Source organism: Candidatus Hydrogenedentota bacterium, from assembly GCA_016791475.1.
In the GTDB taxonomy this organism is placed as follows: domain Bacteria; phylum Hydrogenedentota; class Hydrogenedentia; order Hydrogenedentales; family JAEUWI01; genus JAEUWI01.
The window spans coordinates 38095-53631 of sequence record JAEUWI010000035.1 but is presented as its reverse complement, the minus strand read 5'-3'; the positions used below and the strand labels follow the sequence as shown (position 1 = coordinate 53631).

Sequence of the window (15537 nt, the reverse complement as noted above, 5' to 3'; positions counted from 1 at the left end):
GCACCGTCCCGCGCTTCCGGTTTGTATAAATCGGACGGATCGGACCGATCTGATCAGTCCGATCCGTCCGATGCTCCCCAATTCCCTACTTCCTAATCAGCCACACCTCCGCCACCTGGCAACCGCGCCCTTCGACCAGATCCCACTGGAGCGTCACCTGGCCATCCTGTGTGGCGGCCTTCGGCACGTCGAACTCCAGCGGCTCCGCGGGTTGGGTGGAAGCCTGCGCGCCGTGCACCTCCAGATCGTCCGCCTTGAGCGACATGGTCGCATTGTAGCGACCGAAATAGGTGACACGCACCTTATACGCCGCGTTTGGATCGAGCTGATCATAGCGCACCAGCAGCGGCGTGCCATAGAGCGTCTCCGCCTGATCCAGCATGCTGTAGCGCAGCGTCGGGTCCACCTTCAGCGTGCTGTTGTCCAGCGTGCGGTAGTGGGCGTTCTGCGGTCCGTGGACAAATCCGGGGTCCGTCGCAAAGGTGGTCTGATAGACGAGGTGGGGCTGCTTCGAGGGATTGCCCAAGTCGTCATAGAAACCGCCGGGGCCCGCGTTCTCCCAGTTCACCAGGCGATCGATCCGGGCCACTTTCTCCGGCTCGGAGGCCAGCTTGCGCACCTTCTCAAACTCATTCTCCAGCCACGGCCGGTTGTTCATCGGCACGTCCACCTTATCCAGCAGCGCGCCCCGTTCGGGATTGCGCGCGCGGTAGGGTTCCAGGAAGCTGAACTGGAAGCCGATGCTGTGGAGCGCCTGAAGGCCCACCTCTTCCAGCTTGACGCGAAGATCGGGGCGCACCCGATTCATCACATATTCGTTGAGGATCGTGGAGGCCTCCGTCATGGCTGCTTCGCTGCCGACCGTGGGGGCTTTGGTCAGGGCCGCCGTCGCGCGCGTCTCGAGTTCCGTTTCATACTGCAGGCGCGACTGAATATAGACGTCAAACATGGCCCGGAAATAATAGAGTTGATAGCGCCAGTTGCTCCGCACCGCTTCGCCCCCCTTCACACCGATCATTTCCCACTGGGCCAGCGCTTTGGGCACGTTCTCATTGCTGATCAGCATGCCCTCCATGTTGCGCTCCAGCATGCGCAGGCCCTCGGCCACATCCGCGCCCACCGCCTCACCGAAGAACACCCGGCCATAGTCCAGCAATATCGTGTCCAGATCCGCATTGGGATCCCAGGCCAGCGCGCTCCACACCACCTTGTTCAGATCGTCGTGGACACCGTCGGAGTACGAACCAAAACCATTCGTCATCGCCGCATAATGATTGTGGGCCGCCTTCATCTGCGTCGGGCGGGGGTTGATGCCTTCCCGGTCCAGGGTCTGGCCATGGCGCGTGTCCCAGTTGGGAACCCCAAACTGGCAGCGGTTGTTGTGCGTAATATCCGGATAGTGGCGCACCTTGTAGCCCTTCGGCAGGTGCTCCAGGCTCCAGTCCAAATCGTGGTGCGTGCCGGGGCCATAGGCGATGCCCGCCAGCCACTTCGGCTTGTCGTCGTTGATATAGTCATAAAAATCCGCCAGATCCTGCTCCACAAACTTCTGATCGGAAATGATCAGTTCCGCCTTCGGAAAGCGCTTGTGCAGCCGCTTCGCCATGTCCCCGCTCCACGGCATCAGCAGGCGCGGCGGGTTGTTGCCGGGATCGCCGCCCGGCACGAAGATCTGGTCGATGCGCGGCATCTCCTGGAAGAATTCGCCGAACATATTCAACTGCTCGTCATACACCTTCCGGTCGCTGATATCCTCCAGCAGGGGAAACCACACGAAGACGTTGAAGTCGTAGCGATCCAGCATCTGCGACAGCAGGATGTTCATGTCCCACATCGTCCGGACCATCAGGGGTGAGTCCCGGTTGTCGCGGCCGTTTTCCTGGATCAGCTCCAGGCCGTTTGTGCCGAAGATGGCCAGGTCGCGGGCATACTGCTCATACTGCTCCACCGTCCAGAGGTCATAGCTGTTCGCCGTGTTCCGGTAGCCCGCCTGGTGAACGCGATACTCATATTTCGGCGCGGTCGACACCCGCGTGTCCGACGCCAGTCGCACCACCCCCGGCGTGCAGTAAAGCAGCCGGATCAGTCGGCCCGCGGCAAAGAGCGCCCCGCGCTTGTCCCGCCCCGCGAGATACACATCCGAACCCGCCGTCCAGATGCTGAAGCCCTCCGCCTTCACCGGCACGGGCGCATCCGTCGGCGCACTCAATTCGTCCGCCAGCCCGAGCACAATCCGGGCCGCGCCCGCCGGCGCTACGCCCACAATCGCAAGGTCCTGGCCACTGCGTCGCTGAATCTCGTCATGGAGCATTTCGGCGGTCTTAAAAGGAACCGACGAGTCCTTGTCGAGCACGATCACCGCGCGCGAAAGATCGATGGGGTCGGCCACGGTCCGCGCGGCGAAGAACGCGGCAAAGGCCAGTACGGCCGCGAAGGCGGCCGGCATGGGGGAGCGCATAACAGGATCCTCTCACTTCGTGAATGATTTCAATAAACACGGCCTGCGGTAAAAGAACAGTTTGGCACCGCACCGGCCAATTCGTCAAATTACCAGAAACTCCAATATATCTCGAAATTCAATCCAGCCCCGAAACCAGCTCCCCAGGCCCTACCCGAAATCGCCCCATGGAGGCGGCCGTGGGGGGGACGGACCCGCGCCCGAGCCCCCCCGGACGCGTGCCAGCGGGCTATGCCGATTGGGAGCGCTGGATTGACGCAGCGACCGCGCCCTGATACCCTGAGCGAGCGGCCCGGCGGTCGCTTCGAAAATACTCACGCGGCGGCATCACTATGCGACACGGTCTTCTTCAACCCGAGCCATTAGCCCCACCGGCCCCACAAGAGAGGCAATTCCAGAAGCCTGAGCATGCCTCCAGGTGCTCCCGACCAACACCTGGGGGAAGAGTGAGAATAATGGTGGCTGTCCGTGGTTTTGGTCCGTTTATTCCTCTCGCCTGCTCATGGCCGATACCCCCCGTAGCGACTTCGTCAAAGCACGTCATCAAATCGGTGGCAATCCCAGTTCCTTCATGAAATTGTTGTGCGTAGCCCTCGCCTCGGCGATGCGCTTTTCAATATCGCACAAGTTCTTGTGAACTTCCGCCAGATCGATCTCCGGCTCGGCTTCGGCGGTGCTGACATAGCGGGAGATATTGAGGTTGTAGTCGTTCTTCTCAATCTCCTCCATACCGACCCGGCGCGCGAAGCGGTCCTCCTCTTTCCGGTGCTGGTAGAAGTCGACGATCTTGTCGATGTGCTTGGGCAACAGGACATTCTGGCGCTTGCCTTTTTCGAAATGCTCGCTGGCGTTGATGAAGAGCACGTCGTCGGGTTTCTTGCACTTTTTCAGCACAAGAATGCACACCGGGATACCGGTGGAAAAGAAGAGGTTGGCGGGCAGGCCGATTACCGTGTCGATGTGCCCGTCTTTGAGCAGCTTGGTGCGGATGCGGCTCTCCACACCACCCCGGAAGAGGACGCCGTGGGGCAGGATGATCGCCATGGTGCCTTCGTCGCTCAGGAAGTGAAAGCCGTGGAGCAGGAAAGCGAAGTCCGCCGCCGATTTCGGGGCCAGGCCATAGCTCTTGAAACGGAAATCATCGCCCAGCGCATCGGTGGGTTCCCAGCGGTAGCTGAAGGGCGGATTGGCCACTACCGCATCGCATTGCAGCTTTTTGGCTGGGTTCATCTCGTTGAGCAGTGGCCAGTCGTTGAAAAGCGTGTCGCCGTGGTGGATGTGAAACTCGGTATCCTTCACGCCGTGCAGCAGCAGGTTCATCCGCGCCAGGTTGTAGGTCGTGATGTTCTTCTCCTGGCCGTAGATCTTGCCGATGCCGTCCTTGCCCATCTGATTGCGCACGTTCAACAGCAGGGAGCCGGAGCCGCACGCAAAGTCGAGCACGCGGTTGAGCTTCTTCTTTTTGCCGGAGCGCGGGTCCTGGCCGTCCAGGGTTACAATGCGCGACAGGATGGTGGAAACCGACTGCGGCGTGTAGAACTCGCCCGCCTTTTTGCCGGATCCGGCGGCGAACTGGCCGATGAGGTACTCATAGGCGTCGCCCAGGATATCGCTGTCGGTGGAGAACTCCGCGATCTTCTCGGCGATGGTCGTGACAATGGTGCAAAGCTTCTTGTTACGGTCGGCCGGTGTCTTGCCCAGCTTTTCAGAATTCAGATTGATCTCCGAGAAGAGGCCCTGAAAGGTGCTGGCAAAGGACTCATTTTCGATGTACTTGAAGCCCCGCTCCAGCGTTTGCAGTAGTTCGGCGTCCTGCGTTCGGGCCCGCTCCGCGATGCTGCTCCAGAGGTAGTCCGGCTGGATGACGTAGTGCGTTTTGCGGCGGATCTGTGTCTCAAAATCGGCTGCGTCGGCGGCATTGTTTTCATACCACACGGTCAGCGGCGCGCGCCGGTCACCCTCGGGCAGCTTCGGATACTCTCCCTTCAGTTCTTTCTGGGCGGCCGCCTCGTAGTTATCGGAGAGGTAGCGCAGGAATAGAAAGGACAGCATATAGTCGCGGAAGTCGTCCGCGTTCATCGCGCCGCGAAGCTGATCCGCAATCGCCCACAGGGTCTTGCCCAGTTGGTTGCGTTGTTCTTTGGTCATCGTCAATCACACCCTTCTGAGGCAGTTCACAGCATGCCGAATTCAAAGCGATTCAGGAATGCCTGTAAGATGTCGTTGAAAAGTTTCTTGTTGTCTTCGAGCATCTGGACAGGTTGATAGAGGGGGTAGGCTTTACCATGGCTGAGAAGATTCAAGGCGCGGGAATACAGCGCTTCGTCTGTACTATCCAAACAGAAAGAGAAGTCGTCTTGGCCATGGAACGCGGCGGTCTTCTCCAAAATGCTGCGAAGCGCGTTAAAGTGATACGTGTAAAGTTCCCCGCTTTCCGACGCTTTTTTCAACTCGCTTAAAGTGGCCACATGATGAAAAAACGGAGTCTCATCGGTAGCCCTCAGGGTATAAGTATTCTCCGTGGGCTTCCGGTGAATAAAATAAGATCTGTGTGAAGACTTCTTCAGTTCATTGAACATCACATTGAAAAACAGGCCATGGTGGGAGGATATTACAGTCTTGATTTTACCCTTGGCTCGTCTTAGTAAATTCGCTAGATCTGTCGCAACGGCGATAGCATTATTGTCGTCCAGGGATGTGATGGGGTCGTCTATATAGAAGTATTTTACCCAGTCGTATGCGCTCGCCTCATCGATTGCGAGTTCAGATATGGCCAGATAAACACACCAAATAAATAGATTCTCTTCCCCTCTCGAAATTTTTATGTTACTTTCTGTGATCGTTTCGGGCTCTTTTGACCCCGGCTTGAATTTCGGATTTGCTATTTCCTGGCTAAAGACGACATTCCAGTTTTCATAGTCGATTTTGAAGTTGAAGGTGGCATATCGACTCAGGTAGGCAAAAATTCGCTCTTCCAGCGCGAGATCCTTAAATCCGGCAAAGAACTTTGAGTTTGAATTGATCTGGAGTGCTCGTCTGGCGTCGTTCTCCAAATCATTGTCCCACGAGAATAGGTCCTCGGTGAAGGCGTTGAAATAAAGTGTGTCTCGACCATTTTCCCGTTTGCGCTTTCTATACTCCTTGAATTCCATGGAAAGTCGAGTCTTTCCTGTGCGATTATAGGCGTAGAGCAATACGAAGTCGCAATTGCCACTGGAAAAGTCATCCCTCAACCGTTCGACGACTCTGCGGAGATTGGGGTAGTTGTAGACGGTTGGCGTGCCGCTCATGCGTCCGTCACCTCCGGGCTGGGGAAGATCTGCTGCATCAGGCCGCGCTTGTGGATCTTGAGGGCGTCGAGTTTCTCCGCCTGCGCGTCGATCAGCGCGTCGAGGGAGGAAAGGCAATCGGCGACTCTTCGCTGCTCCTCCGGTAACGGGATTGCCACTTTCAGTTTCTCTAAATTGCTCTTGTACAGATGAACCACTGTGTCACCCTGAGCGACTTTTGCAATTTCCAATCTAAGCGTTCCGTTCAAGTAGTAGCTCAGAAAGACACCATCCTGTTTGGAGCGAATTATGTTTAGATCGCTGCCCAGTGCGACATTACGATGTATCACGCAAGCTGCCGTCGCAATATCAATCTTGGTCTCGCCGGAAGCAGGTATGATCACATCGCCAGCATGACTCAAGAACAGCTCATCTGGCGACAAGTTAGTATTGGAGACCACCGTATCAATCCGCTCTCTATAGAGGGTGTACAGTTCCCCATAGCGTATACATGGCTGATTGCCGTCTGAATGGATATCGGCCTTTGAGATACCCTTGCCTTTGAGGAACTCTGCAATAGATCCGAGTGTCTTCTCCTCCCACTCCCCCCCATCCCGAAACTCGGGAAAGCGCAGTTCGGGGACGGTTTCGCCCTCGCGGGGGAAGAGGCGCTGCATCAGCCCTTTTTTATGGACCTTGAGGGCGTCGAGCTTGTCCGCCTGCGCGGCGATCAGCGCGTCGAGGGACGAGAGACAATCGGTGATCTTTTGCTGTTCGTCTTTGTTCAGTGGAAGGCAAACTTTGATTTTAGATAGTCTGCCGGAGGAAATTCCCAGCACCTTGGTGCCTTGTGACTCTTTCTTGATTTGTTTGCGGATCGAACTAGACTTGAACAGATGACCTCCAAAGCCGATGACAAGCTCGGAATCCCGTTGACGAGCCATCAGTGTATGCAGGCCAGACAAAATCTTCTCATTGTTTGTGTTGACGATTTCGATGCTTTTCCCAATGTCATCCAAATCCTCGGAAGCGTCCGCGAAGACCATGTCACCTTTTAGGCAATAGCTCTCAGGGTTCACTTTTTCGAGTGATTCGCTTAAGTTGATGAACGGAACTTTTTCTCGCGTCACATCGAATAATGTAGCGAACTTTGTATGAATATCACCGTAGTGAATGTTCTTTACTTCGCCTTCGATGTAGTTTAGTTTTTCCCTTGAATACGAGTTTGTCGGCTGAAAACTGTATAAGATTCCCATGCACTTGCTCGCCCAGTCGCCCGCGTCCCGAAACTCAGGAAAGCGCAGCTTGGGCAACAATCCCTTCTTCCCGCTCCCCTTCGACTTACTCATAGGCCGCCAACCCGGAAATCTCGCGTCCCTGGGCCTGTTTCTTCAGGAACGGTGCCAATTCCTCCATCAGGGCCAGCTCCGCCTTGCTTCGGGCCTTCCAGCCGAGATCCAGCGATTCGAAGAGGTCGCCGAGTTGTTCGCCGTCGAAGATGAGGCGGTCAAGTACAGCCCCGACGAAGATCTTCAGGGTTTCGTCTGCCAGGCCATGTCGCGCGGCCAGTGCGTGGAGTTCGCTGTCCGCTTTTTCGGCTTTGAAGGTTTGGTAGCCCTCGCGGATGGCTTGCTCGCTCAGGGGCTGGCCCGCCTGCAGGGTGTTGATATAGGCTACGATATCGTCGCGCTCGTCCATGAGGTTGCTGTGGGCGGAGAGGAGGCTCACCAGTTGGGCGCGGTTCATGGACTGTTTGCCGGGCTTCTCCTGGGTGTAGCGGGCGATGAGGCCCATGATGTAGTCGTAGTCGATGAGGGCGGAGGAGAAGAGCACGAATTCGAAATCGAGCTGGTCCACCGCGCTGTCCGCGTCCTCGCCGCCCTTGCCCTGCTGGGCCTTGAGGCGCTGTGCGGTTTCCAGGTAGGAGCTACGTAGCTCGCGGAGCCTTTCTTCAGGCAAAAGCGTTTCGATGCGCTCCTTTTGCGTTTCGTCCAGGTCGGTGTACTGGTCGAGCTGTGTCTTGAAGCGCTGCACCTCTTTGAAGTGCTTGACGAACTCCAAGCGGGCGGTGTCGCCCTGGAGGTTGTAGACCTCCTCCGGCTCACAGACCCGGTGTTTCTTCTCCTCGTCCGTCGCACCGCTCCGATTGAGAAACTGCGCCATGGCCGCGACGGCCTCTTCGTACTTGTCGATCACCAGCGGGGCCGGGTCCACCAGCCAGATCTCCTTGGCGCGGCCCGTGTCCTCGCCGGAGAAGAGGGCGATGGCATCGTCCACGGCATTCCGCTGGCCGAGAAAGTCGAGGATATTGCCGTAGGGCTTGGTGTCGTTGAGCACGCGGTTGGTGCGGGAAAAGGCCTGGATCAGGCCGTGGTGTTTGAGGTTTTTAACCACATAGAGGGTGTTCAGAAACTTCGAATCGAATCCCGTGAGCAGCATGTCCACCACGATGACAATGTCGATCTTGTTCTTGTGGGCGTAGTCGCTGTTGGGGTATTGCTGGTCCTTGATGCGCTTCTGCACGTCCTGGTAGTAGAGGTCGAATTCGCCGATGCCGTGGTTCGTGCCGTACCGCGCGTTGTAGTCCTTTATGATCACCCCCAAGGCGGCCTTTTTGCCCTCCGGGTCCTGCTGGTTGTCGGCCTTTTCCTGGGCCAGGTCTTCCTGCAACTGCTTGACGTCCGGGTTACCCTCGGCGGGCGGCGAGAAGACGGCGGCGATGTGGAGGGGCACATACTCTGGGTCGTCCACCTGGCGCTGGGCCTGTACTTCCTTGAACAGGTTGTAATAGGCGATGGCGTCGTTGATGGAGCTGGTGGCCATGAGGGCGTTGAAGCGGCGGTGGTTGGTGGCGGATTCGTGCTTTTCCAGGATGGAATCGACCACGGCACGCCGTTTGGCCGCCTCGTCGGGCTTGCCCTTCGTCTTTTTCTTGCTCTCACCCTCGTCCTCGTTCTCCGCCGCCTTGAAATAGTCGACGTGAAAGCGGAGTACGTTCTGATCGTCGATGGCGTGGGTGATGGTGTAGGCGTGTAGCTGCTTCTCGAAAATGTCCCGTGTAGTTCGGTACGAGCCGATGGTGCCGTCTACCTGCTTGTAGGTGGCGTTGGCGTCGAAAATGGGCGTACCCGTGAAGCCGAAGAGCTGGGCTCTTGGGAAGAAATCCTTAATGGCCTGGTGGTTGTCGCCGAACTGGGAGCGGTGGCACTCATCGAAGATGATGGCAATGTGCTTGTCGCGCAGGGGCGCCAGGCGCTCCTTGTAGGTGGCCTTTCCATTCTTCTGGTGCTGCTGTGCCTTCTTACTGGTCTCATCCAGTGCCAGGCCGAGCTTCTGGATGGTGCAGACGATGACCTTGTCGGCGTAGTCCTCCGAGAGCAGGCGTCGCACGAGGGTTTCGGTGTTGGTGTTCTCCTCGACGCAGCCTTCCTGGAATCGGTTGAACTCCTCGCGGGTCTGGCGGTCGAGATCCTTGCGGTCCACGACGAAGAGGCATTTGTCGATATCGGGGTTGTCTTTCAGCAGCGTGGAGGTCTTGAAGGACGTGAGGGTTTTGCCGCTGCCGGTGGTGTGCCAGATGTAGCCGTTGCCCCGGTCCTGATGGATGCAATCGACGATGGCCTTGACCGCATAGATCTGGTAGGGCCGCATGATCATCAGCTTCTGCTCGCTCGCAACGAGGACCATGTAACGGCTGATCATCTGGCCGAGGGCGCACTTGAGAAGGAACTTCTCCGCGAAGTCGTCCAGGTGGGTGACCTTGGTGTTGTCCTCGTCGGCCCACTGGTAAATAGGCAGAAAACGCTCGTCGGCATTGAAGGCGAAATGCTGGGCGTGGTTGTTGGCGAAGTAGCGCGTGTTGGCGCGGTTGCTGACGACGAAGATTTGGATGAAACACAGGAGGGTGTTGGCGTAGCCGTTGCCGGGCTCGTTCTTGTAGGAGACGATCTGCTCCATGGCGCGGCGCGGGGTAACGTCGAGGCTTTTCAGCTCGATCTGCACCACGGGAATGCCGTTGATCAGCAGGATGACATCGTAGCGTTGGTGGCTGTTGCTGGTATTGATCCGGAGCTGGTTGACGACTTCAAAGTCATTCTTGCACCAGTCTTTGATATTGACCAGCGTGTAATGCAGGGGCGTGCCGTCTTCGCGCTCGAAATAGCCGTATTCCCGCAGGGTCTTCGCGGCCTGGAATACGTCGGCGCTGACGATGCTATCGCGCAGGCGGGCAAATTCCGCATCGGTCAGTTGGACGCGGTTCAGTGCCTCAAATTTTTGACGGAAGTTCTTCTCCAGCGCATCCCGGTCCCGGATCTCGGGACGGTGGATGTATTTTAAGTCCTTGAGCTTTCCGATGAGACTGCGCTCGATATCACTCTCTTTTTGGCTCATCCTGTTCGCTCTAACGTTGATGGGAGCCCATGCCACCCAGACCGTCTCAGATTACAATTTTGCCGCGCGAGGTCGCCTCGTCCTCTCCCGTTGCCGCTCGCACCGATGCGCACGTTGCGCCACTACCGTAACACGGTCAGCGCCTCAACTGTCAAGGCCTGCGCGAATCCGACCGCACGCCCAACACCCACTTCGACCCCGGTGCCCCGCCCCACCTCGGCGGCGAGGGGAGTGAAGAACTCATCGTGAACATCGTCCACCTCATCGAAATGAGCGGCCAGCTCGATCCCGGCGACGGCGAGCTCATCGACATCTCGCCAGCCTCTCGGGGCAACGCACCCCTGGGCGCGCGATTTCCGTGGCGGCTTGACTATGGGAGCTTTCCCCCCTAAACTGTCACCGCGCAAGAACCTGGGGCTTTGGCCCGTGTATACACTGTTGAGCCCGCATCTCGCCGGGGAGCGATCTATGCCCGTATCCATTCGATTTACCCTTTCTTTTGGCCTGGCCCTGGCCCTGATGCTGGCCGGCTGTGGCGGAAACGCCCCCGAGCCGGATTCCCAGGAGGAGCCCGACGCCGTGTCGCAGGCGCCTGCTCCGGATCCCGCTCCCGCCGCGCCGGTCGCGGAAGCCCCGACGCCCGCCGCGGTCGTCGATTGGCTCATCGTGCCGGGCGAACGCGTGGGCCCCATCACCCCAACCTCCAGCGCCGCCGACCTGATTGCCGTCTACGGCGCCGAAAATGTTCGCGACGAGCCTTACCCGCTGGGTGAGGGGGAGACCGAGCCAGGTACGGCCATATTCCCCGGCGACCCGACCAGGCGCGTCCTTATCCTCTGGAATGACCTCGACAAGAAGGCCCTTCCCCTGGCCGCGCGCATCGACGGCGCGGGTTCCCAGTGGAAAACCGCCGAAGGGCTTGCGGTGGGAACTTCCCTGAAGCGGGTTGAAGAATTGAACGGAAAGCCCTTCCTGCTCTATGGATTCGGCTGGGATTACGGCGGGCAGTTGGTGGATTCCAATGGCGGCGCCTTGAAAGACCTGCCCCACGAAGATCCCGAGGGCGGCTTCCGGGGCGGCGCGCTGCTCTTGACCTTTCAGCCCGACGCCGGCGCCGACGATTCGACGGTTCTCGGCGATAGTACCTTCAGTTCCGATCTCCCGGCCATGCAGTCGGTGGATCCCAAGGTAAGCATGATCATCGTGAGCTTTCCCGACGCGGGGTGAGCCCCCAACGGGACGGTCCAGAAGAGTGGTCCAGGATCCGCCATAGTCATGGCGCGTCTTGTAGTGGCCCCAAGCCGCGGTTTATTTTTCCCGAACAGGACTGTCCCGCGCTTTCAAGAACCGCGGGACGGTCCCGAAAGAAAAAAGCCGGGTCTCCATCGGAGACCCGGCTTTGATTCATTCAGGGGGCGTAAGCCAGTGGCTTACATCATTCCAGGCATGCCGCCCATGCCGCCGCCGTGGTGGTGATCGTCATGGCCGCCGCCGGCTTTCTTCTTCTCGGGGATGTCCGTCACCAGGCATTCCGTGGTGATGATCATCGTGGCGGCGCTCACCGCGTTCTGCAGGGCGCAACGGATAACCTTGGCCGGGTCGATGATGCCGGAAGCCACGAGGTCTTCGTAATTGCCCGTCGCGGCGTTCAGGCCGAAATTGCCCTTGCCGTCCAGCACCGCTTCCGCGACCACGGAGCCTTCATGGCCCGCGTTGCTCGCGATCTGCTGGAGGGGCGCGCCGACCGCCTTGCTCACGATGGCCTGGCCGATGGCTTCGTCGCCCTCAAGCTTCAGCGCTTCGATGGCCTTGCGGGTGCGGAGCAGCGTCACGCCGCCACCGGCCACAATGCCCTCTTCAATCGCGGCGCGCGTCGCATTCAGCGCGTCGTCCGCACGATCCTTCTTTTCCTTCAGCTCGGTCTCGGTGGCCGCGCCGATGCGGATGATGGCCACGCCGCCGGCGATCTTCGCCAGGCGTTCCTGAAGCTTTTCCTTGTCGTATTCCGAAGTGGTGGCTTCGATCGCGCGACGGATCTGATCGCAACGGCCCTGGATTTCCTTCTTCTTGCCGCCGCCCTCGATGATCGTCGTCGTGTCCTTGTCGATCTCGATGCGCTTCGCGGAACCAAGCTGAGACAGCTCAACGCTCTCCAGCTTCGTGCCCAGGTCTTCGCTGATGTATTCGCCGCCGGTCACGATGGCGATGTCGCGCAGGATTTCCTTGCGGCGATCGCCGAAGGCCGGGGCCTTCACCGCAACGCAGCGCAGGATGCCGCGCAGGCTGTTCACCACGAGCGTGGCCAGGGCTTCGCCCTCCACGTCTTCCGCGATGATCAGCAGGGGCTTGCCGGACTGGGCAATCTTCTGCAGGATGGGGAGAAGCTCGCCGATGTTGGTGATCTTCTTCTCCAGGCACAGGATCAGCGCATCTTCCAGTACCGCGCGCATCGTCTCGTGGTCCGTCGCGAAGTGGGCGGAAAGATAACCGCGGTCAAACTGCATGCCGTCGACCAGGTCCACTTCCGTCTCCAGGGTCTTGCCCTGCTCGATGGTGATGACGCCGTCTTCGCCGACCTTTTCAATCGCCTGCGCGATGATGTCGCCGATGGTCGAGTCGCCGTTCGCCGAAACCGTGGCGACCTGCTTGATCTCTTCCTGATTCTTAACCTTCTTGGAGGCCTTCTGCACCGCTTCAATCGCGGCCGCCACGGCCTTGTCCATGCCGCGCTTCAGGTACATGGGGTTCGCACCCGCCGTCACCTGGCGCAGGCCTTCGTGCACCATCGCCTGGGCCAACACCGTCGCCGTCGTCGTGCCGTCGCCCGCGTTGTCATTCGTGCGGCTGGCCGCCTCGCGAACCATGCGCGCGCCCATGTTCTGGAAGGGTTCCTTCAGATCGATTTCCTTGGCAACCGTCACGCCGTCTTTGGTGATGTGGGGCGCGCCGAAGGACTTTTCAATCAGGACGTTGCGACCCTTGGGTCCCAGCGTCGCGCGGACGGCGTTCGCCAGCTTGTCCACGCCCTCGATGAGGGTCATGCGTGCTTCTTGACCAAAAAGCAATTGCTTGGCCATGTTGTCTATCTCCTTAAGTTGCGCACCTGGGGTGCCACAAAAAAATTACCGTAAGAGCCGGGGAACTTGAACCCCCGTGCCTCGGGAACCTGTTAGCACTCCATTCAATGGAGTGCTAACAAGAGCGCATACTAGCATAACCAACACGGGGTGTCAAGTTCCCATGCCCGGAAACATGCCCCGACAGCCCCGGCACGGTGGAGATCCTCTGGTTTTCTAAATGATTGAAAAAATTGAGGTTAGGAGGTGGGAGCGAGCAGCGGTTTCAGGATTTCGCGCAGCTCCGCCAGGGTGACGGGGCCCTCCACGGTCTTCACCAGCGCCCCCGACTTGTCGTAGACGAACGTGGCGGGAATCATACCGGAAAATTTCCCCCGCAGGGCCTTCAGCAGCGCCTCATCATCCCGCTCATTGAGCACGTAGATTGGAAACGGCACCTTGTGGGCGCGCTGAAACTCGGGAATGGCGCCCGCAATTTCGGCGGCGTCGTCAATGGAGAGACTCACCAGCGCGACTTGCGCCGGATCGGACTCGTCGTGCAGGGTCACGAAATCGGGCATCTCCTTCACACAGGGCACGCACCACGTGGCCCAGAAATTGAGCACGGTCACCTTGCCCCGCGTTTTTTCGAGAACTTCACCGAGCTCCGCAGTGTTCACCGCGCGCACCTCGGGAAGGGGCGCCTCCGAGGCGCTATCGACGGCGGGTGCCGGTTCCGGCGTGGGTGAGACGACCGGGGAGGCCGCCGGACTTTCCTCCGCCACCGGGGTCGGAGGCTCCAAAGGGGCCGGTTCGGTAGCCACCGGGTCGGGTTGCGAGCAGCCCGCAACCAGCAGGGCGCAGGCGACGAGAGCGGGTATGAACAGGCGAAGCGTGTACATGGGGAATCTCCATTCAAATTAAAGGGCGGACGCGTCATCCGCGCCCGCCACACAAATGTTCAGTGCTGTATTTGGTCACTAACCGGCCCGTTTTATACCACAGCCCCAGGCTTTCACGGTAGGTTTCTCCACCGCCTTGCCTGCGGTAAGGGCGTCCAGAGCGTCCTTGAGATAGAAGGCCGTGGGGGTGCTGGTTGGGCCCGCGCGGTCATCCGGAGCGCCGTGATAGGCCAGCTTGCCGTCCTGGTCGATCACGTAGATTTCCGGGGTTACCCGGGCCCCCGCCGCATCCGCCAGCTTGTTGCCCTCGTCCTTGAGGATGGGATAGGGGATCTTCGCCTCCTCAATATGCTTCTGGATCGCCGCCGCGTCCAGATCCTTGTTGGAGTCCACCCCGAGAAAAACCACCCCTTTCTCTCTGAACGCGGTGGCCAGTTCATTGATGGAAGGATCGGCGCCGCGTGAGAAGGGGCACTCCTGGGAAGAGAAGTTGAGGACCAGAATCTTGCCCTTGTAGTCGCCCAGGGCATGCGCTTTGCCCGTGGTGTCGGGCAGCTTGAAATCGGGGAAGGCCGCGCCGATCTTCGGGGCTTCCAGTCTTGCCGCCGAAACACCACTCAGCCAGGCCCCGGTAACCGTCACGGCCAAGGCGAGCCCCGCGACGGCGAAAATGCGTGCTGCAATGTTCATTACGCTACTCCCTGGTATCGGCAGGGCGCCGCGCCGCTGCCACAATCCAAGATCTATATTCCGCCCCCCCACGATGATAAGGTCAGGGCTGGCCCGCCTCGCCTGACGGCTTCTCAACATGCTCGGAATCCGCCGCGGTACTTTTCTCCCCCCGAATGCTGCATCCCCAGGGCGTGATGTTCGATTTCTTAATCGGCTTGCCCATCGTAAGCGCTTCCAGGGCGTCCTTGAGATAAAACTCCGTCGGCGTCGCCTTCGGGTTCAGTCGATTGTCCGGCGGACCATGGAATACCACCTTGCCGTTCTTGTCCTTCACGAAGACTTCCGGCGTAACCCGGGCCCCGGCGGCATCGGCCAGTTCCACTTCGTCATCCTTGAGCATGGGATAGGTCACGCCGGCGGATTTCGCATAGTCACGGAGGGATTCCGGGTCCATGAAGAAGTTCGAGTTCACCCCCAGAAAGACGACGCCCTCGTCCGCAAAAGCCGCCGCCAGTTCGGCCAGGGCCCCATCCACACTCCGGGAGCAGGGACACTCCGGCGTGCTGAAATTGAACACGACGATCTTGTCCTTATACTGGCCGAGGGTGTGCTCCTGGCCCGTCGTATCGGGGAGTGTAAAATCCGGGAAGTCCGCGCCAATCTTGAGGGGCTCCGGTTCTTCGGCAAAGGACAGACCGGGCCAAGCGAGGGTGGCGGCCAGGCTCAGGGCGAGGGTTCCGCGCAACAGGTACTGCATCATTTTCTTTTCCTTGGAAGTGCAAGAATAC

At 59.1% G+C, this 15537-nt stretch carries 11 protein-coding genes; 2 read left to right on the top strand and 9 right to left on the bottom strand.

Features of this window, described 5'->3' with window-relative positions:
• Nucleotides 1-85: 85 nt before the first annotated feature.
• From JNK74_18095 to JNK74_18075, 5 genes are all read right to left on the bottom strand, one after another.
• Complete coding sequence (locus JNK74_18095) at nucleotides 86-2458, bottom strand: hypothetical protein (protein MBL7648099.1); 2373 nt, start codon at nucleotides 2456-2458, stop codon at nucleotides 86-88.
• A gap of 543 nt (nucleotides 2459-3001) precedes the next feature.
• Nucleotides 3002-4606: a type I restriction-modification system subunit M gene (locus JNK74_18090; protein ID MBL7648098.1), complete on the bottom strand. Its 1605-nt coding sequence runs from the start codon at nucleotides 4604-4606 to the stop codon at nucleotides 3002-3004.
• A 26-nt stretch (nucleotides 4607-4632) separates the two neighbouring features.
• Complete coding sequence (locus JNK74_18085; GenBank protein ID MBL7648097.1) at nucleotides 4633-5748, bottom strand: anticodon nuclease; 1116 nt, start codon at nucleotides 5746-5748, stop codon at nucleotides 4633-4635.
• Nucleotides 5745-7076, bottom strand: coding sequence for a restriction endonuclease subunit S (locus tag JNK74_18080; protein ID MBL7648096.1), 1332 nt, complete (start codon nucleotides 7074-7076; stop codon nucleotides 5745-5747). Before JNK74_18080 ends, JNK74_18085 begins: the two co-directional genes overlap by 4 nt.
• Complete coding sequence (locus JNK74_18075) at nucleotides 7069-10119, bottom strand: type I restriction endonuclease subunit R (protein ID MBL7648095.1); 3051 nt, start codon at nucleotides 10117-10119, stop codon at nucleotides 7069-7071. Before JNK74_18075 ends, JNK74_18080 begins: the two co-directional genes overlap by 8 nt.
• A 245-nt stretch (nucleotides 10120-10364) precedes the next feature.
• On the opposite strand from JNK74_18075, the gene JNK74_18070 reads away from it, so the two are divergent.
• Nucleotides 10365-10511, top strand: a complete 147-nt coding sequence (locus JNK74_18070; GenBank protein MBL7648094.1) for a hypothetical protein — start codon at nucleotides 10365-10367, stop codon at nucleotides 10509-10511.
• A 76-nt stretch (nucleotides 10512-10587) separates the two neighbouring features.
• On the top strand, nucleotides 10588-11346 hold the full coding sequence (locus tag JNK74_18065; GenBank protein MBL7648093.1) for a hypothetical protein: 759 nt from the start codon (nucleotides 10588-10590) through the stop codon (nucleotides 11344-11346).
• A gap of 203 nt (nucleotides 11347-11549) precedes the next feature.
• Here the strand turns inward: JNK74_18065 and groL are convergent, their stop codons facing one another.
• The 4 genes from groL to JNK74_18045 form a co-directional block, all read right to left on the bottom strand.
• Nucleotides 11550-13196, bottom strand: a complete 1647-nt coding sequence (groL, locus tag JNK74_18060) for a chaperonin GroEL (protein ID MBL7648092.1) — start codon at nucleotides 13194-13196, stop codon at nucleotides 11550-11552.
• Between the two features lie 239 nt (nucleotides 13197-13435).
• A complete protein-coding gene (locus tag JNK74_18055) occupies nucleotides 13436-14077 on the bottom strand; it encodes a redoxin domain-containing protein (protein ID MBL7648091.1) in 642 nt (213 codons plus the stop codon).
• A gap of 78 nt (nucleotides 14078-14155) precedes the next feature.
• Entirely contained in the window at nucleotides 14156-14767 is a 612-nt protein-coding gene (locus tag JNK74_18050; protein MBL7648090.1) for a redoxin domain-containing protein, read from the bottom strand.
• A gap of 82 nt (nucleotides 14768-14849) precedes the next feature.
• Nucleotides 14850-15509 carry a redoxin domain-containing protein gene (locus JNK74_18045; protein ID MBL7648089.1) on the bottom strand — a complete coding sequence of 220 codons (660 nt, stop codon included), beginning with the start codon at nucleotides 15507-15509 and terminating at the stop codon, nucleotides 14850-14852.
• Nucleotides 15510-15537 lie beyond the last annotated feature (28 nt).